The 21,582-nt window shown below is 47.1% G+C and carries 19 protein-coding genes; 9 read left to right on the top strand and 10 right to left on the bottom strand.

The features are described 5' to 3' along the window. Positions 1–120: 120 nt before the first annotated feature. From T426_RS0116730 to T426_RS0116715, 4 genes are all read right to left on the bottom strand, one after another. Complete coding sequence (locus tag T426_RS0116730) at positions 121–792, bottom strand: transposase (RefSeq protein ID WP_025865940.1); 672 nt, start codon at positions 790–792, stop codon at positions 121–123. A 146-nt stretch (positions 793–938) separates the two neighbouring features. Then, the gene (locus tag T426_RS0116725) at positions 939–2,066 is read right to left on the bottom strand and encodes a glycoside hydrolase family 18 protein (protein ID WP_027585995.1); all 1,128 of its coding nucleotides are present in this window, start codon (positions 2,064–2,066) and stop codon (positions 939–941) included. Between the two features lie 75 nt (positions 2,067–2,141). Further along, positions 2,142–2,516: a carboxymuconolactone decarboxylase family protein gene (locus T426_RS24095; protein WP_025865941.1), complete on the bottom strand. Its 375-nt coding sequence runs from the start codon at positions 2,514–2,516 to the stop codon at positions 2,142–2,144. A gap of 74 nt (positions 2,517–2,590) precedes the next feature. Next, entirely contained in the window at positions 2,591–3,259 is a 669-nt protein-coding gene (locus tag T426_RS0116715; RefSeq protein WP_025865942.1) for a carboxypeptidase-like regulatory domain-containing protein, read from the bottom strand. A gap of 445 nt (positions 3,260–3,704) precedes the next feature. Here T426_RS0116715 and T426_RS24090 point away from each other — a divergent pair, with 445 nt between their 5' ends. The 9 genes from T426_RS24090 to T426_RS0116665 all read left to right on the top strand — a co-directional run bounded on the left by T426_RS24090 (position 3,705) and on the right by T426_RS0116665 (position 16,615). Continuing rightward, complete coding sequence (locus T426_RS24090; protein WP_199898719.1) at positions 3,705–4,907, top strand: aldolase/citrate lyase family protein; 1,203 nt, start codon at positions 3,705–3,707, stop codon at positions 4,905–4,907. Beyond that, positions 4,900–6,471, top strand: a complete 1,572-nt coding sequence (citF, locus tag T426_RS0116705) for a citrate lyase subunit alpha (protein ID WP_036985015.1) — start codon at positions 4,900–4,902, stop codon at positions 6,469–6,471. The genes T426_RS24090 and citF overlap by 8 nt, the downstream gene beginning before the upstream one ends. 92 nt (positions 6,472–6,563) lie before the next feature. Further along, on the top strand, positions 6,564–7,754 hold the full coding sequence (locus T426_RS0116700) for an isocitrate/isopropylmalate dehydrogenase family protein (protein ID WP_025865945.1): 1,191 nt from the start codon (positions 6,564–6,566) through the stop codon (positions 7,752–7,754). Then, entirely contained in the window at positions 7,754–8,308 is a 555-nt protein-coding gene (locus T426_RS0116695; RefSeq protein ID WP_025865946.1) for an HD domain-containing protein, read from the top strand. Before T426_RS0116700 ends, T426_RS0116695 begins: the two co-directional genes overlap by 1 nt. A 153-nt stretch (positions 8,309–8,461) precedes the next feature. Continuing rightward, entirely contained in the window at positions 8,462–10,273 is a 1,812-nt protein-coding gene (locus tag T426_RS0116690; RefSeq protein ID WP_036985483.1) for an aconitase/3-isopropylmalate dehydratase large subunit family protein, read from the top strand. Between the two features lie 17 nt (positions 10,274–10,290). Next, positions 10,291–12,078 (top strand): aconitase/3-isopropylmalate dehydratase large subunit family protein, encoded by a 1,788-nt coding sequence (locus tag T426_RS0116685; RefSeq protein WP_025865947.1) that lies wholly within the window; start codon positions 10,291–10,293, stop codon positions 12,076–12,078. Between the two features lie 35 nt (positions 12,079–12,113). Further along, positions 12,114–13,652, top strand: coding sequence for an L-piperidine-6-carboxylate dehydrogenase (gene amaB / locus T426_RS0116680; RefSeq protein ID WP_036985482.1), 1,539 nt, complete (start codon positions 12,114–12,116; stop codon positions 13,650–13,652). Positions 13,653–13,916: 264 nt separating this feature from the next. Continuing rightward, on the top strand, positions 13,917–15,122 hold the full coding sequence (locus T426_RS0116670) for an NAD(P)-dependent oxidoreductase (protein WP_025865948.1): 1,206 nt from the start codon (positions 13,917–13,919) through the stop codon (positions 15,120–15,122). A gap of 164 nt (positions 15,123–15,286) precedes the next feature. Continuing rightward, positions 15,287–16,615: a saccharopine dehydrogenase family protein gene (locus T426_RS0116665; RefSeq protein ID WP_025865949.1), complete on the top strand. Its 1,329-nt coding sequence runs from the start codon at positions 15,287–15,289 to the stop codon at positions 16,613–16,615. 88 nt (positions 16,616–16,703) lie between these two features. On the opposite strand, the gene T426_RS0116660 is transcribed toward T426_RS0116665, so the two are convergent. The 6 genes from T426_RS0116660 to T426_RS26220 all read right to left on the bottom strand — a co-directional run bounded on the left by T426_RS0116660 (position 16,704) and on the right by T426_RS26220 (position 21,545). Further along, positions 16,704–17,330 carry a hypothetical protein gene (locus tag T426_RS0116660; RefSeq protein ID WP_025865950.1) on the bottom strand — a complete coding sequence of 209 codons (627 nt, stop codon included), beginning with the start codon at positions 17,328–17,330 and terminating at the stop codon, positions 16,704–16,706. A gap of 86 nt (positions 17,331–17,416) precedes the next feature. Next, entirely contained in the window at positions 17,417–17,899 is a 483-nt protein-coding gene (locus tag T426_RS0116655) for a GNAT family N-acetyltransferase (protein ID WP_025865951.1), read from the bottom strand. 148 nt (positions 17,900–18,047) lie between these two features. Then, positions 18,048–18,704, bottom strand: a complete 657-nt coding sequence (locus T426_RS0116650; protein ID WP_027585990.1) for a PQLLE family protein — start codon at positions 18,702–18,704, stop codon at positions 18,048–18,050. Between the two features lie 622 nt (positions 18,705–19,326). Further along, on the bottom strand, positions 19,327–19,926 hold the full coding sequence (locus T426_RS0116640) for a hypothetical protein (RefSeq protein WP_169737690.1): 600 nt from the start codon (positions 19,924–19,926) through the stop codon (positions 19,327–19,329). Positions 19,927–20,803: 877 nt separating this feature from the next. Continuing rightward, positions 20,804–21,037: a DUF4884 domain-containing protein gene (locus T426_RS24085; protein WP_051569015.1), complete on the bottom strand. Its 234-nt coding sequence runs from the start codon at positions 21,035–21,037 to the stop codon at positions 20,804–20,806. Between the two features lie 373 nt (positions 21,038–21,410). Beyond that, positions 21,411–21,545: a DUF4884 domain-containing protein gene (locus T426_RS26220; RefSeq protein ID WP_169737694.1), complete on the bottom strand. Its 135-nt coding sequence runs from the start codon at positions 21,543–21,545 to the stop codon at positions 21,411–21,413. Positions 21,546–21,582 lie beyond the last annotated feature (37 nt).

Genomic DNA, 21,582 nt, shown 5'->3' with positions numbered 1-21,582 from the left:
CCAAAGAAAAGCCCCGTTGTTGCGGGGCTTTTTTGTTGTTACAACGTTATATTGATGGGGTGGTAGAGACGTAGCATTGCTACGTCTCTACGATCGCGTTGTTCATGGCCAACGGGTTAATCAAACACGCGGTGGTGTTTCGTTGTGGTCATCATCATCGGTTTGTCCCCATTGTGCCGGGTTGTTTTGAATGTATTCACGGATACGCATCCAATCGTTGTTATCGCGGATGATATGGTCGTAATAACGCGGTTGCCAGGCAAAGTCCGGTTGTGTTTGTCGTGCGCGCCGTGTCACCGATGATTTGAATCCGCGGATAATGGAAGGCAGATTTTTTTGTTGCGGTCCAAATCGGTTGGCACCCCCTTCGTCGTTTTGTGCCGACGCTGATTGGAACGTTGTAGAGACGCAATGCTTTGCGTCTCTTTTGTTGTGTCGTTCGTTGCGGGAGACGCAAGGCATTGCGTCTCTACGATCGCCCTGTTGTTGTTTTAACAGGGAATTGAACGAATTCTCCCCAATAACGATAATTGCATGAAAATGATTGGGCATGATGATATATTCATCTAATGTGATATGCATATCACGGCGCATCATGGGTGTGCGTAACCATTCGTGTTTGGCAATCTCTCCCAATTTCGACAAATACATATTCCTATTCCGGACAGTTCCGAAATAATGTGTTTTTCCCGCAGTACAGATGGTGATAAAATAGGCCGCCTCATTGCGGTAATCCCACCAATTGGCCCGGGCCGAAGGAATACGGTATTGTTGGCGGTAATGGTCGGACATGTATCGGTTCGGTTGGTTTGATAATGAATATACCGATTTTATAGGAAAACGAGATATTCCGCCGGCCCTGTTTTATGGCATAGTGTCCCAAAAAAAAGAGACCGCCCTAATTGGACAGTCTCCTTTTTGTATAATTAAATTCAGCGTTATTTTTCGGTCGTCTCTTTCGCTTTGTAGATAGCATCCAGCAAACCGTCTTTCATTTTATCGTTGGCTAGCTGCCAGAACATAATACCACCCAGATGATTATCGATGGTGTATTTGGTTTTCAGGGCTACCGATTTCGGATCGTCATACGTAGCAAACAAACTGTCTTTTGCATTATACATGTACGGAGCCTGCGCTACACTGTCCCAATACGCTTTAAAACCCTGCCGGGGCGATAGAATTGAATCGAACTTGTTATAACCGACGCCTTGTTTGAAAATGCCGGCCTGGTACAAGCCGTTATCCACGTTTTTCACACCTTTCCAAACGCGGGCATAAAATGCGGCGCCAATCACAATCTTGTTGGAGGGAACACCCGCTTTCTCGAGGTATTTCACTGCGTTATCGGTCGATTCGGTTTGCGAAGCGTTCGAATATAGCGGCGTGTGGTGACCGGTTACTTTGCTGTAGCCATTAACCAAATCATACGACATGAGGTTCACGTAATTCACTTCCGGCATCACCGCTTTCCAGTCAATGGAATTTTCGAGGAATTGCTGGAAACCGCCTGCGGCAAAACTGATGATGGCTTTTTTGCCAAGTGTTTTCCTTAGAGCAGTTACCAGGGCGGTAAAGTTGTCTTTGTCTTCCGGAAGGTATTGATGCCCCGGATAACCTTCGATGGAGGGATATTCCCAGTCGAGGTCAAGTCCGTCAGCGCCGGAGTTATCCAGAATTCGTTTCACCGAAAGGGCAAATGCTTCGCGTCCTTCGGGCGTGGAGAAAACTTCGGAACAGGTTTTACAACCGCCCCAGCCACCAAGCGAAACCATGACTTTCAAATCGGGATACTTTTCCTTTAAGGCAACTAAATGCGCTACACCAAGACTATCCTCCGGAGAGTCGTAGGCCAGCTCATTTCCTTTCAGATGAAGGAAGCTGTAGATAACATGTGTGACCTCGCCAAGGTTATACTGGTCAATTTTATTGGCATCGCCTGCATAATAAGCCATCACGGCAATTTGGCCGGAGTTGTCTTCTTTGGCCGTTGGTTTGTTTTTACACGAAAAGAGGCCAAGTAGCAAAAAGGCAATCAGATACAAAGTAGAAAGGTGCTTCAGTTTCATATGCAATAGGTTAAATTCGTACTTCCAGGTCTAAATCTAAGCAATTTCCGATCTTGGGAGACAACTTTTAAAAAGTTATGTAAGATCGATTCGTTCATTCTCCTGGTGAAGGTAAAAATCCAGCACCTCCATGGCAAAGCGGGCTGAAACGGTTCCGGGGCCACCGCTCATTTCAATTCCCACCTCAATGGCTTCGATAACTTCTTCCTGTGAGGCGCCTGAATCGATAGCCTGTTTGATGTGCCATTCCATGCATGACTCGCAGTTAATGACAACCGAAATGCCGGTCGCTATCAATTCTTTGTGCTTTTTCTCAAGCGCTCCGTCCTGGTAGGTGCGTTGTTCCATTTCCACAAAAGCCTGGTAGACTTTTGAGTTTTCGCGGTAAAATTTGTGTGCTTTTTTCCGTTGGGCAACGATGTTGCGGATGGATTCGTTGTTGGTTTTCATAAGTCTGTTCTTCAGGTTGTTTTAATAAAAATACAAAAGAGAACCGAAAGCAGACAATGAAAACGGCGATTGGATTAATCCCAGTTTCGCGTGGTCATAATGCTATCGACTATTCCTTCGTGGTAAACACCCACCCGCAAAAGGGAATCGAGAATCATGGTGCGGTGTGCTTCGTGAATGGCTTTTTCCCGTCGGATCTCATCCGGTGTTTTTTTCTTCACGAAGAGGGCCGCTACATCGGCCAAATTGAAACTAATACCTACACCGCCGCCCAATGCCGGATTGGTGGACATATTAACGGCACCGCCATTGGTGTTCGGCCGGATGTTTTGCACCATCTTTTTAATCTGCTTATTCATCTGGTCGATGTTTTTGGCAAAGTATTTCATGTTGTTCGGATTCTGCAGAACAATCAGGGGACTCATTTCGTGAGCTGCAAAATGCATGTAATAAACCTTGGGTGAAGCCATGGGATTGTAACTATTTACCTTGATGATTTCTCTTTTGTAGGAAATATGCGAAACCATCAGCGAGTCGCCGGGTTGGCAGGTTAGCGAAAAATGGCCGTCCTGGTTTGTTGCCATACCCATCATCGTCCGGTAGTTAATTACATAGGCACCTTCAACAGGAATGGAGTCCTTGTCGAAAATAAAGCCGGAGAATCGGAAGGTTGAATCGGGCATATCCTGCGCAAATAATCCTGTATTGACAAATAAAATAGCAGCAACAAGAAAAAATCTCATAAATGATTAACGTTCGGTTTATACTGAAAGAATTCTACTGCGAAGATGTTGTAATGCATTGAAAACGTTGCTTTAATATTCCTGAATAATTGCTAAAAGATGTTATTGTTCATCAGCTATAGAAATAGCCGTTTGCTATCGATGTTTGGCCATACGGCAGAGCGCACGGAAACGAAACCTTGTGATTTTGAAAGAGGAGGGTCATTCATCAAAAGGAATATACCATTGTATAAAAATGCGTGCGCGTTAATCATATTTGGGATATATTTTATGTTCTGCGGCAATGTTCTGTATGCTCTTTAACATGGGCTTATCCCTGATAACTATCAGGATTTTCAGGGATTTATTTGGGTAACTTTTCAGTCGATTTTAGCACCCAAATTGAAGAAACGAAGCAGTAGGAAGGGTACTGAAAATAATTAGTCAATCATTAACCCAAATGCCCATGACTGCAACAGCCGGAAACCGTGGAGACAGCGTACGCTCAGACTGTTTTGTACAGATTGCTAAAACTGAGCATCATGCAACTGAAATCCGGTTACTAAGTAAAGTTGAAAGCCTGTTTGGCGACTCCATCCGGGAACTTTGTCACGAAGTGCTGACCCATTACAATCTTCGGAATGTACTGGTGGAAATAGAAGACAAAGGAGCTCTTCCATTTGTCATTGCAGCACGCCTGGAAGCGGCTATCCGCCGGTTAACCGGAACGGATGAATCCTTTTTATTACCCATTGAAACAAAAAATCTTCATCGGACAGGCCGCGATCGTACCCGACGGACCCGTTTGTACCTACCGGGAAATAATCCGAAGCTGATGCTGAATGCCGGCATCTACGGAAGCGACGGTATCATTCTCGATTTGGAAGATTCGGTAGCACCTGACAAAAAAGCCGAGGCCCGTTTGCTGGTTCGCAATGCCCTGCGTGCAGTTGACTTTGGTGATGCCGAACGAATGGTTCGGATTAATCAATTGCCGGCCGGACTGGAAGATTTGGATGCCATTGTTCCCGAGCAGGTGAACCTGATTCTGATTCCCAAGTGCGAGAGTGCGCAGCAAATCATTCAGGCGGAGGAACGCATTGAAAAGATACTGGGTCGCGAAAATACCGATATCTACCTGATGCCAATTATTGAGAGTGCTCTGGGAGTGGTAAAAGCTTATGAAATTGCATCGGCTTTGCCCAATGTTGCTGCATTGGCGATTGGTCTGGAGGATTATACAGCTGATTTAGGAGCTCAGCGAACAGCCGAAGGACGCGAATCCTTTTACGCCCGCAGTGCGGTTGTCAATGCTGCACGCGCAGCAGGTATCCAGCCCATTGATTCGGTTTTCTCCGAAATTGATGACATGGAAGCATTGCGTAGCAATGTGCTCGAATCGAAAGCGTTGGGTTTTGCTGGTATGGGATGTATTCATCCGCGCCAGGTTCCGGTCATCAACGAAGGTTTCAGTCCGGATGAACAGGAAATTGAAAAGGCGAAGCGCATTGTGATCGCTTTTAAGCAGGCGCAAGAAAAGGGACTGGGCGTTGTTGCCCTTGGTTCGAAAATGATTGATGCCCCGGTTGTCAAACGCGCTGTTCACACCATCGAACTGGCGATTCAATCGGGTAAACTGTCAACCAACTGGAGAGAAAATCATGAATGAAGATCTGATATATAATGCAGTGGGACGGCTTGTTCCGTCAGAAATAAACGGCGAACCGGTTGTTCCGTTTATGGGCGTCGGGAAATATCGCCCGGAAGGAAAAAAACACGCATCGGCTATTCCAACCAACGCCGATTATCCGGCTGACGGAAACAAACAGGTTGCCTCACTGAAAGAGGCGTTAATAAAAGCCGGACTCAAAGATGGCATGACCATTTCCACGCATCATCATTTCCGCGACGGCGACCTGGTTGCCAACATGGTTTTTGATGTGGTGAAGGAGCTGGGCGTGAAAGATATTCGCTGGTATCCGTCGGCGTCTTTCCCATGCCATGCACATTTGATTCCTTACCTGGAAGATGGGACTATCAGTCACATCGAAGGAAGTATGAACGGACCGCTCGGACGGTTTTGTTCGGATGGAAAGATGAAGAAAACAGCCGTGCTTCGCTCGCATGGCGGACGCTACCAGGCAGTGCAGGATGGTGAAGTGAAAATCGACATTGCCGTGATTGGTGCCGCCTGTGCCGATCCGTTTGGTAATGCCAATGGGCTGAATGGTCCTTCATCCAGTGGATTGTTGGGCTTTGCTCTGGCCGATTCGCAATATGCAAACAACGTGATTGTGGTAACCGACAACATGGTGCCATTCCCTTGTGTGCCGTGGCAAATTCAGGGAAACCATGTCGATTACACAGTTGAGGTGGAGAAAATCGGTATTCCGGAGAAGATTGTCTCCGGAACCACGCAGATTACCAAAAGCCCAGACCGCCTGCTGATTGCGGAGATGACGGCCAAATTCTGTGAAGCGACCGGCATTATTCACGATGGATTTTCGTTTCAGGCCGGAGCCGGAGGAACCGCGCTCTCCATCGGGATCTACTTTGGCGAAATCATGCGCCGGAAAGGTATTAAGGCCCGGTTTGCCCGCGGCGGAAGTAACAAGTACCTGGTTGAAATGCTGGAAGAGGGTTTGGTGGAATACATCCTCGACGGACAGACCTTTGATTTGGAAGGCGTTCGCTCCATGCGCGATAATCCGAATCATACCTGGACCAGTCCGTTTACCAGTTACAACTACCACAGCAAAGGAAACTTCGCCGGTTTGGTGGATGTGGTTATCCTCGGTGCTACCGAAGTGGATGTGAATTTCAACGCCAACGTGGTGACACACTCCGACGGTAAATTACTGCACGGTCTCGGGGGCTGGCAAAACTGCCTTTTCTCCAAGACGGTCATTTTACCCATACCACTGTTCCGTGACCGTATTCCGGTGATTGTGGACGAGGTGACCACGCTGTGTGGACCGGGCGAACTCATCGATGTGATTGTAACTGAACGAGGCATCGCCATCAATCCGCTAAGGAAAGATTTGATAGAAAAAGCGAAGGATTCCGGTCTTCCCATTCGGACCATCGAAGAGATGAAGGAAGAAGCGGAACGTATTTGCGGTAAGCCGAAGAAACCGGTATTTACCGATAAGATTATCGCCGCCATCAAATGGGTGGACGGAACCGTGATCGATGTGGTGCGGCAGGTAGACGAAAAGAAAACAGAAAATTGAACCAATATTAGTGACCAAGCCGATTTAAAAACAAACGAGCGCAACGCCTCTGAGCACCAAAAATCAGTGGCGTGCCAAAAAATCAATTGACTATGGCAAAAAGAACCATCGTAGCGATGCCGGGTGACGGCATTGGAAAGACAGTCCTTCCCGAAGCCATCAGGGTACTGGAAGCAGCCGGATTTGAAGCCGATTACGTAGAAGGTGATATTGGCTGGGAATTTTGGTGCAAAGAAGGAAATCCGCTGCCCGAGCGCACTATCAAACTTCTGGAAGAGCACAAAGTGGGATTGTTTGGTGCGATTACTTCGAAACCGAAAGAAGAAGCGTTTAACGAACTTTCGCCCGGGTTGAAGGAGAAAGGCCTGGTATATTCCAGTCCGATTGTCGGTCTTCGTCAGCATTTCAATCTCGACATCTGCATGCGTCCGTGCCATACATACAAAGGAAATCCGCTCAACTTCATTCGTCGCGGCAAAGAAAACAGCGTTGAAGAGCCGGAAGTGGATGTGGTCATTTTCCGTCAGAATACCGAAGGGCTCTACGGTGGTGTGGAATGGAGCAATCCGGACGATAAAGTTTACGATGCATTGATGACGCATCCCAAGTTTGTGAAAAACTTTGGTTCGGTTCCCCGGAATGAGTTATCGGTTTCGACCCGAATCTTTACCAAAAAAGCGACAGAACGTATTCTTCGAGCCGCCTTTGCTCATGCTGCGAAATACGGCTACAAGTCGGTAACACTCTGCGAGAAGCCCAACGTGATTCGCGAAACATCGGGAATGATGTATAAAATGGCGAAAGAGATTCAGCAGGAATATGCAGGAATAGCGCTCTGGAATACCAACATCGATGCGCAGATGATGTGGTTGACCAAAAATCCGGAAGACTATGGAGTCATCGTAGCCGGAAACATGTTCGGCGATATCGTTTCGGATGGTTTTGCCGGATTGATTGGCGGTTTGGGATTTGCCTGCAGCGCCAATATGGGTGACGAAGTAGCCGTTTTTGAACCGACGCACGGTTCCGCACCGAAATATGCCGATTACGATGTGTCGATTGTCAATCCGATTGCGATGATTGAATCGGCTTGTATGATGTTGGATCATCTCGGTGAAAACGACAAAGCCATCAAAATCCGTGAGGCCATTGCTGAAGTGGTGGCTGAGGGTAAAGTCCGCACGTACGATATGATGAAGATGGCGGGACGGCCCGATGTGATTGAAAAAGGTGCGGCTTCGACACAGCAGATGGCCGATGCTATCATTGAAAAACTGAAGTAATGAGCAACCTGGAACAAGTATATGACCTCTGGCCGGAGCTGCTCTGGATTAAAGATGGAGAACTCCGCGATAAGACTGCAGAAACATGGCGTCGGGCACTGGAGAAAAGTGTGTTGACACCAGAAGATTTGCACCGGATTCCGTTCACACTTCTTTGCGGCCCTGATTTGAAAGTCAGTTTCATGGACCACAAGCGGGCGGTCGTTCACATTGCCCGCGAAAGTGGCATGAAGATGAACGAGTTCTTCAAGAGTGAGCTCCCTGTGAATATGGATGTCCTGATTGCCGGGGCTATTCTGGCTGATGTGGGCAAACTTCTGGAATACGAACTGGACGAAAACGGGAACTCTTTCAAGGGAAGATATGGTAAACTGCTGAGGCATCCGTTTTCGGGAGTTTCGCTGGCTGAATCCTGTGGTGTTCCGGCTGAAGTCTGCCATATCATTGCGGCACATGCCGGTGAAGGCGACATGGTGAAGCGCACGACCGAGGCGTACATCGTGCACCATGCCGATTTTATGACGTTTCTGCCCTTTAAGGCAATGAGTAAATGAATGAACAATGAAAAATGAGCAATGAAGGAAAATCAGGTCGTTGATACATCAATTGATTTTGCACTGAACGTTTTGGCGTTGAGCAGAAGATTTCCAAGGCAACTTGAAAGCTCTTTCCAATTGTTTATTTCTCATTTTTAATTTCTAATTGAAATGATGACCATCATTGAAAAAATAATCGCGACCCATTCGGGGAAAGAGTCGGTGAAACCGGGCGAGATTGTCGATATCAGTATTGATGTCCGGCTGGCCCGGGATTTTGGTGGAGCGAATGTGGTGAAGAATTTGGTGGACAACCAGCTGGCTGTCGATAACAGCTCGAAGACTTTCTTCACCTTCGACTGCAATCCAACCGGATCGGACCAGAAATATGCTGCCAATCAGCAAAAGTGCCGCCTTTTTGCCCGCGACTTCAATATCCGGGTGTACGACATCAATTCCGGAATTGGAACGCATCTGGCGATTGATAAAGGTTTGGCTGTTCCCGGTTCAACCGTCGTATCCACCGATTCGCACGCCAATATTCTTGGTGCTATTGGCGCCTTCGGACAGGGGATGGGCGACCGCGATATTGCAGCGGCCTGGGCACGGGGAGCCGTCTGGTTCAAAGTGCCGGAATCAGTTAAAATTACCCTCAATGGAAAGCGCCCGGCTGGTATTTATGCCAAGGATATTGTCCTGAACTTGCTGCAGCATTTTGGCGCCAGCAGTTTGTTGGGCGAATCGGTAGAGCTCTATGGTGAAGCGGTTGAGAAACTCACGCTGGACGAGCGCATCACTATCTCTTCCATGGGAACGGAAATGGGGGCTATCGCCGTCTTTTTCCCGCCATCGGATGAGGTGATTCAATATGCAAAAGAACGCTCCGGGGGAGATTTTGAACCGGTATTTGCCGATGGAGACGCCAAATATGCGCAAACCTTCGGGTTGAATATTGAGTCTTTTGTTCCCGCCATTTCCCTTCCGGGAAAACCGCACGATGTGGTTCCGGTGGAACAGGTGAAGGGAACCAAAATCGATTCATCCTTTATTGGTAGTTGTACAAACGGGCGTATGGAAGACATGCGGGCTGCTGCCCGGATTCTGAAAGGCCGGAAAGTGGCTCCCGGTGTAGTCCTGAAAATTGTTCCGTCAACCGATGAGGTTTGGAATGCCTGCATGGACGAAGGGCTGATTCGCATCTTCAAAGATGCCGGTGCCATGCTGAGCAATGCAGGATGCGCCGGATGTGCTGCCGGTCAGGTGGGACAAAACGGCCCAGGTGAGAAAACCGTAAGTACCGGGAACCGCAACTTCGCCGGCAAGCAGGGCAAAGGCGATGTGTATCTGGCTTCGCCGGCTACGGCTGCTGCTTCTGCGGTAGCGGGTCATATTACCACCGAAGATGACTTGCCCGAACAACCTTCCTTGTTCCAGGAAGGACATGGCAAGCAGGAAGCGGTACTGGTAACGCATCATGATAGTGATAAAGAAAAGCCGTCAGTAATCGAAGGACGGGTTTGGCTGGTCATGGAAGACAACATCGATACCGACATGATTTTCCACAATCAACACCTGGCGATTACCGAACTGTCGGAGATGGGGAAATATACCTTTGGTAACCTGAAGGGCTGGGAAGATTTCGCTTCCAAAGCGCAACCGGGTGATATGGTCATTACCGGCAAAAACTTTGGTGCCGGAAGTTCCCGTCAACAGGCGGTCGACTGTTTCAAATCGTTGGGCGTACAGGCTGTTCTGGCTGAATCGTTCGGGGCTATTTACGAGCGTAATGCTATCAACGCCGGCTTCCCGATTATGACCTATGAGTCGATTGAAGAACTGGAACTTCAGAATGGCGATGTAGTTGCTGTTGAATTCGAAACCGGAAAGATGACCAATCGGAAAACCGGAAAGAGCATCATGATGCAACCGTTCTCGGATGTTCAAATGGAAATCTACCGGAAGGGAGATTTACTTCATGTATAACGTTAAAAATTTGGCGTATGTCAGGAAAAACGTTTGCTGAAAAGATTTTGGGTGCACCGGTTGGAAGCATTGTATTTGCCAAGCCGGATATCATCCTGTCGCACGATAATTCGTCGAGTATCGAAAAGATATTTCGCAAGATGGGCGGCGACCGGGTTGCCGATCCCAATAAATTACTGCTGGTGCTCGATCACAATGCACCGCCTACCAATGCCAAGCTGGCGAATGACTACCAGCAAATTCGCAATTTCGCGAAAGATCAACACGTATCAAGCTTTCACGATGCTGGTCAGGGAATCTGCCATCAGTTGATGGCTGGTCATGCACGGCCGGGAATGTTGGTGGTGGGAAGTGACAGTCATACCTGCACAGCAGGAGCCTTCAACGCATTTGCTGCGGGCATCGACCGTACCGAAACGGCTGGTTTGTGGAAACAGGGAGAAACCTGGTTCCGCGTTCCTGAAACCATTAAAATTACCCTTACGGGAAAATTACAGGAACATGTATATGCGAAGGATTTGGCGCTGTACATCATTGGTATGATTGGTTCTTCCGGAGCTGACTATATGTCCATCGAATACCACGGAGACGGTGTGAAAACACTTGCGGTTTCCGACCGGATGACCATTACCAACCTGGCCTCGGAAATGGGCGCCAAGAACGCCGTTTTCCCGGCAGACGAAAGGCTGGAAGAATATTTCGGAGCCAAGTTCAAAGCCATTTGGGCGGATGATGATGCTGGGTATGCAAAAGAATACACCATCAATCTGTCGGAATTGTATCCGGTAGCGGCTTGTCCGCATCACGTCGATAATGTAAAGAGCGTGGATGAAGTAGCCGGAACACCGGTTGCCCAGGCGTTAATCGGAACCTGCACCAACGGTCGCATCGAGGATTTACGGGCAGCAGCAGCCATCCTGAAAGGGCATAAAGTGCCGGAGGGATTCCAGTTGCTGATAACTCCCGCTTCGCGCGAAATCTACCTGCAGGCTATGAAGGAAGGCCTGGTTGAAATATTCCTGGAAGCAGGCGGAAATGTTCTTTCGCCTTCGTGCGGACCTTGTCTGGGAACAGGACAGGGGATTCCGGCTGACGGCATCAACGTGATTTCGACGGCTAACCGTAACTTCCTGGGGCGAATGGGAAACAAGAATGCTTCCATCTACCTGGCATCGCCGGCAACGGTGGCCGCTTCCGCTTTGCGCGGTGAAATTACTTCGCCTGAAAAGGCAACTTCTGAACATAAGTTTCCGTATCACAAGCAGCAGACGGCTACCGTGGTGGTTGAGCCCGGTGATGATCGTCGGCAGAAGGGTGTATGGAACTATGCGGATGTGGATAATCTGAATACCGACCAGATGTTTGCCGGCAGTTTGACGTACGAAGTCAACAGCTCGGAGCCTGAGAAGATTGTCCCACATTTATTTAAAGGCTTTGATGACCGCTTTGCTGAAAATGTGAAGCCGGGCGATATCATTGTGTGTGGTGAGAATTTCGGTTGCGGCAGCTCGCGCGAACATCCGTCGGTAGGATTGGTAAAAGCCGGTGTGCGTGCCATCATTGTAAAATCGGTTTCCCGGATCTTCTTCCGTTCGGCCATCAACCAGGGACTTCCTATCATTGTGTTGCCCGAAGCGGTGAATGCCTACCGGGAAGATGAAAGTGTGGAAGTTGATATGGCATCCGGCGTGATATACATCGGAACGAAGATTTTCCATTTCAATCCTTTGCCGGATAAACTGATGGAAATTTTGGAAAAAGGCGGGCTGGTGAACTGGCTCCGCAAAAGCGAAACAACTATTTAATTATCAGAAAATATAACAACATAAATTTAGATACTATGCAAGAAATGAAAGATGTACTGAAAACATTAGGCATCAAAGATGTGAATCCGGGGTTGTGCACCGGTACGAAATGGATTGATACCACCGGCGATAAACTTACGTCGTATTCTCCGGCAGATGGGACGGCGATTGCCGAGATTCAACAAGCGACGCTGGAAGATTACCGGAAAGTGATTGATACCGCTAAAGGCGCCTTCAAGGTATGGAAGAAAGTACCTGCTCCAAAACGGGGTGAGATAGTTCGGCAGATTGGTCTGGAACTGCGCAAATACAAAGAGCCGCTGGGCCGTTTGGTTTCCTACGAAATGGGAAAAATTTACCAGGAAGGTTTGGGCGAGGTCCAGGAGATGATTGACATCTGTGACTTTGCTGTTGGCCAGTCGCGCCAGTTGTATGGTTTCACCATGCACTCCGAGCGTGCCGAGCACCGGATGTACGACCAGTATCATTCGCTGGGTATTGTTGGTGTCGTTTCAGCATTTAACTTCCCGGTAGCGGTTTGGGCATGGAATGCCATGATTGCATTGGCCGCCGGTGACGTTGTGGTTTGGAAACCTTCGTCGAAGGTACTGCTTTGTGCGATTGCTGTTCATAACATTGTAGCAGATGTACTGAAACGCAACGATATCCCGGAAGGTGTACTGAGTTTGGTTGCTACCAGCTCGAAATACCTGGGCGACGATATGTTCAGCGATAAAAATATCCCGTTGATCTCCTTCACAGGTTCTACCCGGGTTGGTAAAAAAGTTGGTCGTTTGGTAGGCGAACGCCTCGGCCGTTCTATTTTGGAGCTGGGTGGAAACAATGCGGTGATTGTTACCCCGACTTCCAATCAGGATATGGCGCTTCGGGCCATCGTATTTGGTGCTGTTGGTACAACCGGTCAGCGCTGTACGTCGACCCGTCGCATTCTTCTTCACGATAGTATTTACGAAGAGTTTAAGAACAAACTGCTCAATGTTTACAAAGGATTGAAAATTGGTAATCCGCTCGATGAGAAGAATCATGTAGGACCACTGATTGACAAAGGGGCTTCGGATACTTATTTCAAAGCTATTGAAAAAGTAAAAGCTGAAGGTGGCAAGATTCTGTTTGGTGGTGAAGTTTATAAGGACGCCAGTTGCGCGTCGGGATGCTACGTGGTGCCATGTGTTGCCGAAGTAGAAAACCATTACGAAATTGTTCAGGAAGAAACGTTCGCTCCGCTGCTCTATGTGATTAAATACAGTACGCTGGATGAGGCCATCGAATTGCATAACGCGGTTCCGCAAGGTCTGTCATCAGCCATGTTTTCAACCAACCTGCTCGAAACTGAGAGGTTCCTGTCGAACGAAGGTTCTGATTGCGGAATTGCCAATATTAATATTGGTACTTCCGGCGCTGAAATTGGTGGCGCATTTGGTGGGGAAAAGGATACCGGTGGCGGCCGGGAGTCCGGATCTGATGCCTGGAAAGCATACATGCGCAGACAAACCAATACCATTAACTATGGTTCGGAATTGCCGTTGGCTCAGGGGATTGAGTTCAACGTGTAGCATTTTGACAGGTTCATACATTTGACAAGTTCGTTGGTGTCGTAACCGGACGGCAGGCAGGAAGTTAGATGAATGGTTCAGTTGATTTTCTGTACTGCCGCCGGTTTACAAATGTGTGTAGTTGTATCGAAAGTTACTTTCAATATGATAAGCAGCGCATATTTTCTTATCTTGAAGGAGATTTCCCAAAATCTGCTGATAGAACCTGTGCGCACCGATCAATTCCGGTTCAAACTTTTTATTAATTGATTAAATTTTCTGCGAATGAAGCTAGGTATCCTGAAAGAAGGTAAAGTACCGCCCGATCGGCGTGTGCCCTTTTCTGCCCAACAATGTCTCGAAATTAAAAAGCGTTTTCCGCAAGTGGAATTAACGGTTCAGCCGAGTCCCATCCGGTGTTTTCCTGATAGCGACTATTTGAATGCCGGTATTTCCATGAATTCCGATTTGAGCGATTGCGATATTCTGATGGGAGTGAAAGAGGTACCGATCCCCGATTTGATGGAAGATAAAACGTATCTGTTTTTTTCTCATACCATCAAAAAACAGTCGTACAACAAAAAACTTCTTCAGGAGATTCTGCGAAAGCGTATACGATTGATCGATTATGAAGTGCTGACCGAGCCGAATGGCATGCGCGTGATTGGTTTTGGCCGTTTTGCCGGCCTGGTAGGAAGCTACAAAGGCTTGCGTGCCCTGACCATCCGTCATGAGTTGCCCGAACCGAAGCCGGCATACGAGTGTCACGATTTGGCCGAGATGAAGTCGGAGGCCCGCAAACTGGAACTTCCACCGTTGAAAATTGCCATTACCGGCGGTGGTCGCGTTACGCACGGCGTGATGGAGATGCTGGACGAAATCAACATTCGGAAAGTGAGTATCGACGAATATTTAGCTACCGAACATTTTGACGAACCGGTGTATGTGCAACTCGAACCCGACGCTTACAATAAACGCAAGGATGGCAGTGCTTTCGATTTCGGACATTTTGTGAAAAATCCAACAGCGTACGAAGGTAATTTCCTCCGGTTTGCGAAAACCACCGATTTACTCATTTCGGCTGCCTACTGGGACCCCAATGCTCCGGTATTGTTTACACCGGAAGATATGCGCAGTCCGGATTTCCGCATCAGGGTGATATCCGATATTACCTGCGACATCAAAGGTTCTATACCGTCTACGTTAAGGGCTACCACCATCGATGAGCCGTTCTACGGATACAATCCGGTGACGGAACAGGAAGAAGTAGCTTTTACCAACCCGAAAAATATTACGGTGATGTCGGTGGATAATCTGCCGACCGAGTTGCCGCGCGATGCTTCTGTCGATTTTGGCGAAAACCTTATCAACCGGGTATTGCCGTCTTTGCTGGGCGAAGATTCTGAAGGTATTGTTCAACGGGCTACCATTACCGAGAATGGAAAGCTAACAGAACGATATAAATACCTGGAGGATTGGGTGAATTCTTGAAATGTTGAATTTTGAGTGTTAGATTTTGAATTGTTATTGGGGCTTCGGGGAAAATTGAGAATAGTAGAGTGGATGGGGCGATTCGGTGAAAGAGGGAGACCAGGCTGGAATCTTTCTTCTAATGTCTGGAGTCTAAAATCTTGGTTCTAATATCTATTGTCTTTATGAAAAAAATATTCATCATTGGTGCCGGACGCTCATCTGCTACGCTGATCCGGTATCTGGAAGAGCAAGCGCCTACCTACGGTTGGGAAATCACGGTCGGTGATCAGGATATTAACCTGGTGAAGGAAAAAATATCGCCGCCCACCCGGGCGCTCGTCTTCGACGTGTTCGATGAGCAGCAGCGAGACCTGGAAATTGAGCAGGCCGATATTGTGGTATCGATGTTACCTGCCCGTCTGCATCAGGTGGTGGCGCTGGCTTGCCTCAAATTTGGCAAGTCATTGCTAACGGCTTCTTACGTGTCTGACGAACTGAACGATTTGGATGCGGAAGTGAAGGCCAAAGGCTTACTCTTCCTGAACGAAATGGGTGTTGACCCGGGCATCGATCACATGTCGGCCATGCGGCTGATTGATCGCGTAAAGCACGAAGGTCATGCTATTACCGATTTTGAATCGTTCACAGGCGGACTGGTTGCACCCGAATCGGACAATAATCCGTGGAACTACAAGTTCACCTGGAATCCACGTAACGTGGTGGTAGCAGGGCAGGGCGGACCAGCCAAATTCCTTCAGGAAGGAAAATACAAGTACATTCCGTACAACCGTCTCTTCCGGCGCACCGAAGTAATCGATATTGAAGGCTTCGGAAAGTTTGAAGGCTATGCCAACCGCGATTCGTTGAAGTACATCGATAAGTATAACCTGCAGGGCGTGCCTACTGTTTATCGCGGAACATTGCGCCGTCCGGGGTACTGCCGTGCGTGGGATATTTTTGTGCAGTTGGGAGCTACGGACGATACGTATTTTATGGAGAACACCGAGAACATGACCTACAAGGAGTTCATCAACTCGTTTCTCTATTATGCCGAAGCAGCGGTGCGATTGAAGCTGTATCACTACATGCACATCGATCAGGATTCCGATATCATTGACAAACTGGAATATCTCGAACTATTCAGTGATAAAAAGATTGGCCTGAAACGAGCCACTCCTGCACAGATTCTGGAACATATCCTTTCGGAGAAATGGAAAATGGAGCCCGATGATAAGGACATGGTGGTGATGTGGCACAAATTGCTTTACAAAAAGAACGGTGATTCCGACCCGGTGAAAATGACATCATCGATGGTTGTGCTCGGTGAGGATAGTGTACACACGGCCATGTCGAAGACCGTAGGATTGCCGTTGGCTATTGCTACCAAAATGGTGATGACCGGGCAAATCGCTCTGACCGGCGTGCACATTCCCAACCGGAAAGAAATCTACGAACCGGTGCTGAATGAGCTGGAAAATTACGGTATCACTTTCGTGGAAAAGGAAGGATAACGAGCTTTTAGCATAACGGAAGCTCAGATTCTGACCGCTTACGTTGCATGAAACGAACGGTCAAAGTCTGAGCTTTTATTTTTTCGGATTATTCGTCAACCGACCAACTCCATACGATGCGTGCGTCGCCGGTGGAGAAGTTATTCATGCGGTCGAGTTCCGTTTGTGTCTCAAATTCCTCGTCAAACTCTTCGTCCATCGACACAAAACCGAAATCGCGGTCCTTAATGCTTCGCAGAACGCCGCCAATTAATGGCAATGCCTCTTTCGAAATCACCAACCAGGGCAATGCACCGGCACCCAGCATATCACCTACGATGTCGAAGGCATGCTTGCCTAACTGGCCCTTTACCTGTTGGAGCATCGCGCCGGCGCTGCGGGTATGCTTCCGGCAATGGCGTAGATACACCCGCACTTTAATGCGTCGATCTTCGGGCATATCCCTTTCGAGAACAAACAAACCATCGGCGCCATCATCGCTTGCTTCGGGAACAAAGTTGAGTACGTTTTTCTGGCGGGGAGTGAGCCGGATGTATGGTTCAGGCGTCGTAGTAAGCACCATCTTGTCGTTATCTTCGGGGTGTTCTGCTACAATAACGAAGTAGAGCTGCCAGCGCTCTTTGGGACGGAGAATCGATAGTTTCTCAAATTCTAATTTGATTTTAGCCATGGTCAGATAATATTTATTGGTCAGTTTTTCAGTATGGATAACCATCTTGGGTAAATGGGTTCCAGCCTGTTGAAATTAATAAAATATTATCATAATCAATAAAATACCTCTTAAATCTTCGGAAACAAAGCTTATAAATCCTTTAGCATCCATACGGTGCAGGCGTAGTGTCCGGTATCACCAACCGGCTGTTGCAGACGATGGAACCCGGCCTTTTCATACATGCCAACCGCTTTTTCCAGTTCGGGAAGTGATTCGAGATAGAGTTGTTGATAGTCCTGCTCGCGGGCCGAATCAATGCATTGTGCCATCAATTGCTTGCCAATTCCTGTTCCGCGTACCGATGCCGCGACGTAGAACTTCACCAGCTCGGCGCATCCTTCCGGCAGGCCATTGGAAGGGTAGATGCCGCATCCGCCCACAATTTCGCCGTTGGTCTCGGCAATCCAGTATTCTGCTTTCGGTACCTGGAACAGTTCGTACAGGTGGTCGGTGGTGGGATCGGTGTAAACGGTTCCCGGGCGATCGATTTTGAATTCCCGGAAAACTTTCCGAATCATCTCCGCCAGCGGCGCGTTGTCTTCAGGTAATATTAATCGGTAGGTAACCTCCATCAGCTGTTCTTTTCTGTTTTCGGAATCCGTTGTTGAATTCCGGCGGAGGGTAAAATTAGGAAATGTGACGGGGTTTCAAAAAAGCCGGCCCGTTGTGGAGTTGCCAGGCCGGCCTGATGTAGGTGTGCTAAAGTGTGAAATGAGAAAGCTAACTACGTACAAGCACACCCAATGCTTCCAGTAATTGAGGCTTGTCTTCCAAGGCAATTTGGGCTACGTCAAAGAAGTCGGTCATCCATTCGTCGATTTTGACGAAGGCGGCGTCCTTAGCCTGGGTTGCTTCCTGTGATTCTCCCGTTTCCTGGTAATATAGTTTGCGTGCACTCTCCATGGCGTCGATGTCGGAAAGGGTAGCGGTGGCCACATCGGCTGAGAGTTTCAACCTGGCCAGTTTGGCTGCAATGTTTTCGTTATTTACAACGATGTTGTAGAAGAATTTCATGGTATCGACCCAACTGACATAGCTATGGGGGATGGATTTAATCACCCCGAGCTGTGACAGGGTAACCACATCGTTGCGGAAGGCTATGCGGGCCTTTTTGCGATCGCGTTTAAATGTTTGGTAGAGCGCTTTTTTGCGGGCTTTGTAGTAGATGCGCGCATCGATGGTTTCGTCATCTTCCTGCTTATTAAAATTGTAGGCATTTTGTGTTGCGTCGAGGATTTGACGGCCCTCGGTAATTTTCTCCGGCCCGTAGTCGAATTCGGTCATGGCTGCTGCAATTTCCGGTTGGTTCTCAGCATTGGTCAATGCGGTGTTGTACTGGTCAAGAATCTCAGCGTCTGTTTTGTACGATGTTGTCATGATAAAAAGGATTTAGGTTGAACGTATAACTAGTTAATTGATCATTTTCGTTGGTGAAGGGTTCCTTTCGTTTCTTACCGACCTCTTCTGTCTTGCTCCCGACCCTTTTTTCCCAGGTCTGCAGCTCATTTTTCCAGGTCCCGACCCTTTCTGTCTTACTCCCGAGTCCGTTTTCCCGGGTCCCGTCCTTCTCAATTTTACTCCCGACCTGTTCTTCCCAGGTCCGGGGCATCTCTATCTGGCTACGGCGTTTGTCTATTCCGGTCCCGGCAGCTTCTATCCCGCTACGGACGTCTTTTATCCAGCTACGGACGTTCTTTTTCTTAGAACATAGCCTTTCTTCGTGCTGCTTCTGTCGTTCTACCTGTGGATGTGGTATTTCTTCCGGCTGAACCGGCCTGTCTGCTTCGTGTTTTTGGATTTCCTCTCTCTGTCTGATACCAACGATAGCTAAGATAGGGAAAATGGATTAAAAAATAAAAGAATCCGTAGATGAATTGTTTTATTATATTCTTTTATCCGGATAATTTGGGAATTTAGTTTTAGTGGTTGTGGTATGAGGTCAGGCGGTTTTTATCCGGCGGATAAAAATTGTCAGACCGAGCAGAAAACGCCTGCCTTATTACACGCTGTTAACGGCAGGGTATTTTTCTTTTAATTTCTTTCTAATTATTTGCATCGTTTTTTCGGTCAATTCTAGAGTGTCAACTTTTATGCTATCTCGTTCTTTAAAGAATTTATTTAGCAAGGAGCTCCTTTCGGTTTTTAAATCTTTATGTAATTGTTTTAATAGCACTCCTTTTTCTGCAAATTGGTTGAACTTGTTAAACTTAACAGCAACACCTTCAATGTCTAGATAAAAACCAATATATAGTTTGTGTAGAACAGATGTTTCTTCGTAAATTGTCTTAATTCTTTCCGTAAATTCATTATCTGATTCATATAAAAAAATTCGCCACAAGCTATTAGTTACTTTTGAGTGTTGATGATTTAATTCGTCGATCGTTTTCCTAATAATATCAGGTTGAGTTGAATTGTTAATTACAATAATACTTTGTTTCATGGAATCATTAGCCCATAATACATAGTTGTCATAATAGTCAAGGACTGCTTTTTTACTTTCAAAAAACCAATCTTGTTGTTTTAGGTTAGAGCTTTGTATGTTTGTTTTTATTATTTCTATTTTACTTGTAATACCAGAAATATCTTCTTTTGTTGCCAAATTTTTTCCTTTCTCAGAAAAATAACTTTTAAACAGTATCAGATATAATCCAATTAAGATTATACATAGATCTAGAATTAATCTTAGTGTGTCCATTTATTTCTTTGGTTTCGATGTTTTTTTGCTTGCTCAAACCTTGCAGCTAACTCGTGTATATCAATCATTGTTGTTATTTCTGCTTTAACACTTGAAAAGTTGTTGTTACTCACCAAAAACGGGATGTGTTGTGTACTTATTATGTTATCCTTGTCAGCATATTGAGGAAACTATCAGGATTTGTATTCATATTGGTTTGTGTCTTCGGTTACCCAAGGTAGTTAAAAAATGAAGAATTAGAAGTAAGCAAGGGCGGGAATGTTTCTGAAGCGTCCTTGTTGTTCAGGGTTGGCGTGGTTTTATAGCCCCACCCGGCCTCCCCAAACGGGGAGGAGAACGGTCGCGAATGGCAGTGCTTTTATTGGATTGGTTTGACAGATTTGGCTTTCAAGGGGGTGTTGCGGCCACGATTTATCGTGGCCCTACGTGGTCTGTAGTAGAAATGGTGGTTGGTGTTTCGGAGGTTAGTTACAAAATCCTCCTTCAGCCTGTTGGCCACTGTTATGTCCTTTTGTCTTGACACAAAAGGACGAAAAAGTCAAGTCAAAGTGATCCTTCCGTCCCGCGTCATGATTTTGTTTTTTCGAGCCCACGTCCCTAAATACCCGCACAAAACCATTCCTGCCATCGCCGGCCCGGGCTACTTTGACTGGCTTGCGCTTTTTTCGCCTGATGGCGAAGTAGGGATTTGGCGAATTTTGAGCTGATAAATCCTGACAGGTTTCAAAAACCTGTCAGGATAGGGAGTAAGAGTGCTACTTATTGGTCGATTGATTTCGAATCATGTTGGTAATGCGGACTGTGCTGTTGTGGCCCCGCTGCAGTTGGTGAAATAGACGTAGTGGCCTTCATCATAAAAGCGATAAACTTTACAGCCGTCGTGTTGGAAAAGATATTGTACGCGGTAGGTTTTGTTGTTCTCCGAACGGGTATTCGAAAGAGGAATACCGGTAGCGCAGGAAAGTAGATTAATAGCGATAAAAGCTAATGCGAATGCTTTGATTATTTTTTTCATGCGTAAGTGTTTATGGTTATGATTTTGTTTGGTGATGGAAGTTAGGAGTTTTATGTTGTTTTGGAAAAGATTTGAGAATGATTTTTATCTGAAATCCTCCTTCGGCCAGTCTGCCACTGTTACGTCCTTTTGTCTTGACACAAAAGGACGAAAAAGTCAAGTCAAAGTGATCCTTCCGTCCCGCGTCATGATTTTGTTTTTTCGAGCCCACGTCCCTGAATACCCGCACAAAACCATTCCCGCCATCGCCGGCCCGGGCTACTTTGACTGGCTTGCGCTTTTTTCGCCTGATGGCGAAGCAGGGATTTGGCGAATTTTGAGCTGACAAATCCAGACAGGTTTCGAAAACCCGTCAGGATAGGGAGTAAGAGTGCTACTTATTGGTCGATTGATTTCGAATCATGTTGGTAATGCGGACTGTTCCGGTGGAGTCTTTTACCATGCTGGTGGTTTGCCCGCTGCAATTGGTGGAATAGACGTAGTGTCCATCGTCTTGAAACGGGTACACTTTACATCCAATTGATTGACCACAGTATGTAACCACT

The sequence above is a fragment of the Prolixibacter bellariivorans ATCC BAA-1284 genome (genome assembly GCF_000621705.1).
Lineage (GTDB): Bacteria > Bacteroidota > Bacteroidia > Bacteroidales > Prolixibacteraceae > Prolixibacter > Prolixibacter bellariivorans.
The sequence above is the reverse complement of the archived record's forward strand: the minus strand, read 5'-3'. Positions and strand labels throughout refer to the sequence as shown.

Excerpts from the sequence above, each read along its gene's own strand:
- T426_RS0116715 (WP_025865942.1), bottom strand. The coding sequence starts at position 3,259 with ATGAGATTTTTTCTTGTTGCTGCTATTTTATTTGTCAATACAGGATTA.
- T426_RS0116665 (WP_025865949.1), top strand. The coding sequence starts at position 15,287 with ATGAAAAAAATATTCATCATTGGTGCCGGACGCTCATCTGCTACGCTG.
- citF (WP_036985015.1), top strand. The coding sequence starts at position 4,900 with ATGAATGAAGATCTGATATATAATGCAGTGGGACGGCTTGTTCCGTCA.
- T426_RS0116700 (WP_025865945.1), top strand. The coding sequence starts at position 6,564 with ATGGCAAAAAGAACCATCGTAGCGATGCCGGGTGACGGCATTGGAAAG.
- T426_RS0116730 (WP_025865940.1), bottom strand. The coding sequence starts at position 792 with ATGTCCGACCATTACCGCCAACAATACCGTATTCCTTCGGCCCGGGCC.
- T426_RS0116690 (WP_036985483.1), top strand. The coding sequence starts at position 8,462 with ATGATGACCATCATTGAAAAAATAATCGCGACCCATTCGGGGAAAGAG.
- amaB (WP_036985482.1), top strand. The coding sequence starts at position 12,114 with ATGCAAGAAATGAAAGATGTACTGAAAACATTAGGCATCAAAGATGTG.
- T426_RS0116725 (WP_027585995.1), bottom strand. The coding sequence starts at position 2,066 with ATGAAACTGAAGCACCTTTCTACTTTGTATCTGATTGCCTTTTTGCTA.
- T426_RS24085 (WP_051569015.1), bottom strand. The coding sequence starts at position 21,037 with ATGAAAAAAATAATCAAAGCATTCGCATTAGCTTTTATCGCTATTAAT.
- T426_RS0116695 (WP_025865946.1), top strand. The coding sequence starts at position 7,754 with ATGAGCAACCTGGAACAAGTATATGACCTCTGGCCGGAGCTGCTCTGG.
- T426_RS24095 (WP_025865941.1), bottom strand. The coding sequence starts at position 2,516 with ATGAAAACCAACAACGAATCCATCCGCAACATCGTTGCCCAACGGAAA.
- T426_RS0116650 (WP_027585990.1), bottom strand. The coding sequence starts at position 18,704 with ATGACAACATCGTACAAAACAGACGCTGAGATTCTTGACCAGTACAAC.
- T426_RS0116670 (WP_025865948.1), top strand. The coding sequence starts at position 13,917 with ATGAAGCTAGGTATCCTGAAAGAAGGTAAAGTACCGCCCGATCGGCGT.
- T426_RS24090 (WP_199898719.1), top strand. The coding sequence starts at position 3,705 with ATGACTGCAACAGCCGGAAACCGTGGAGACAGCGTACGCTCAGACTGT.
- T426_RS0116685 (WP_025865947.1), top strand. The coding sequence starts at position 10,291 with ATGTCAGGAAAAACGTTTGCTGAAAAGATTTTGGGTGCACCGGTTGGA.
- T426_RS0116655 (WP_025865951.1), bottom strand. The coding sequence starts at position 17,899 with ATGGAGGTTACCTACCGATTAATATTACCTGAAGACAACGCGCCGCTG.
- T426_RS0116660 (WP_025865950.1), bottom strand. The coding sequence starts at position 17,330 with ATGGTTATCCATACTGAAAAACTGACCAATAAATATTATCTGACCATG.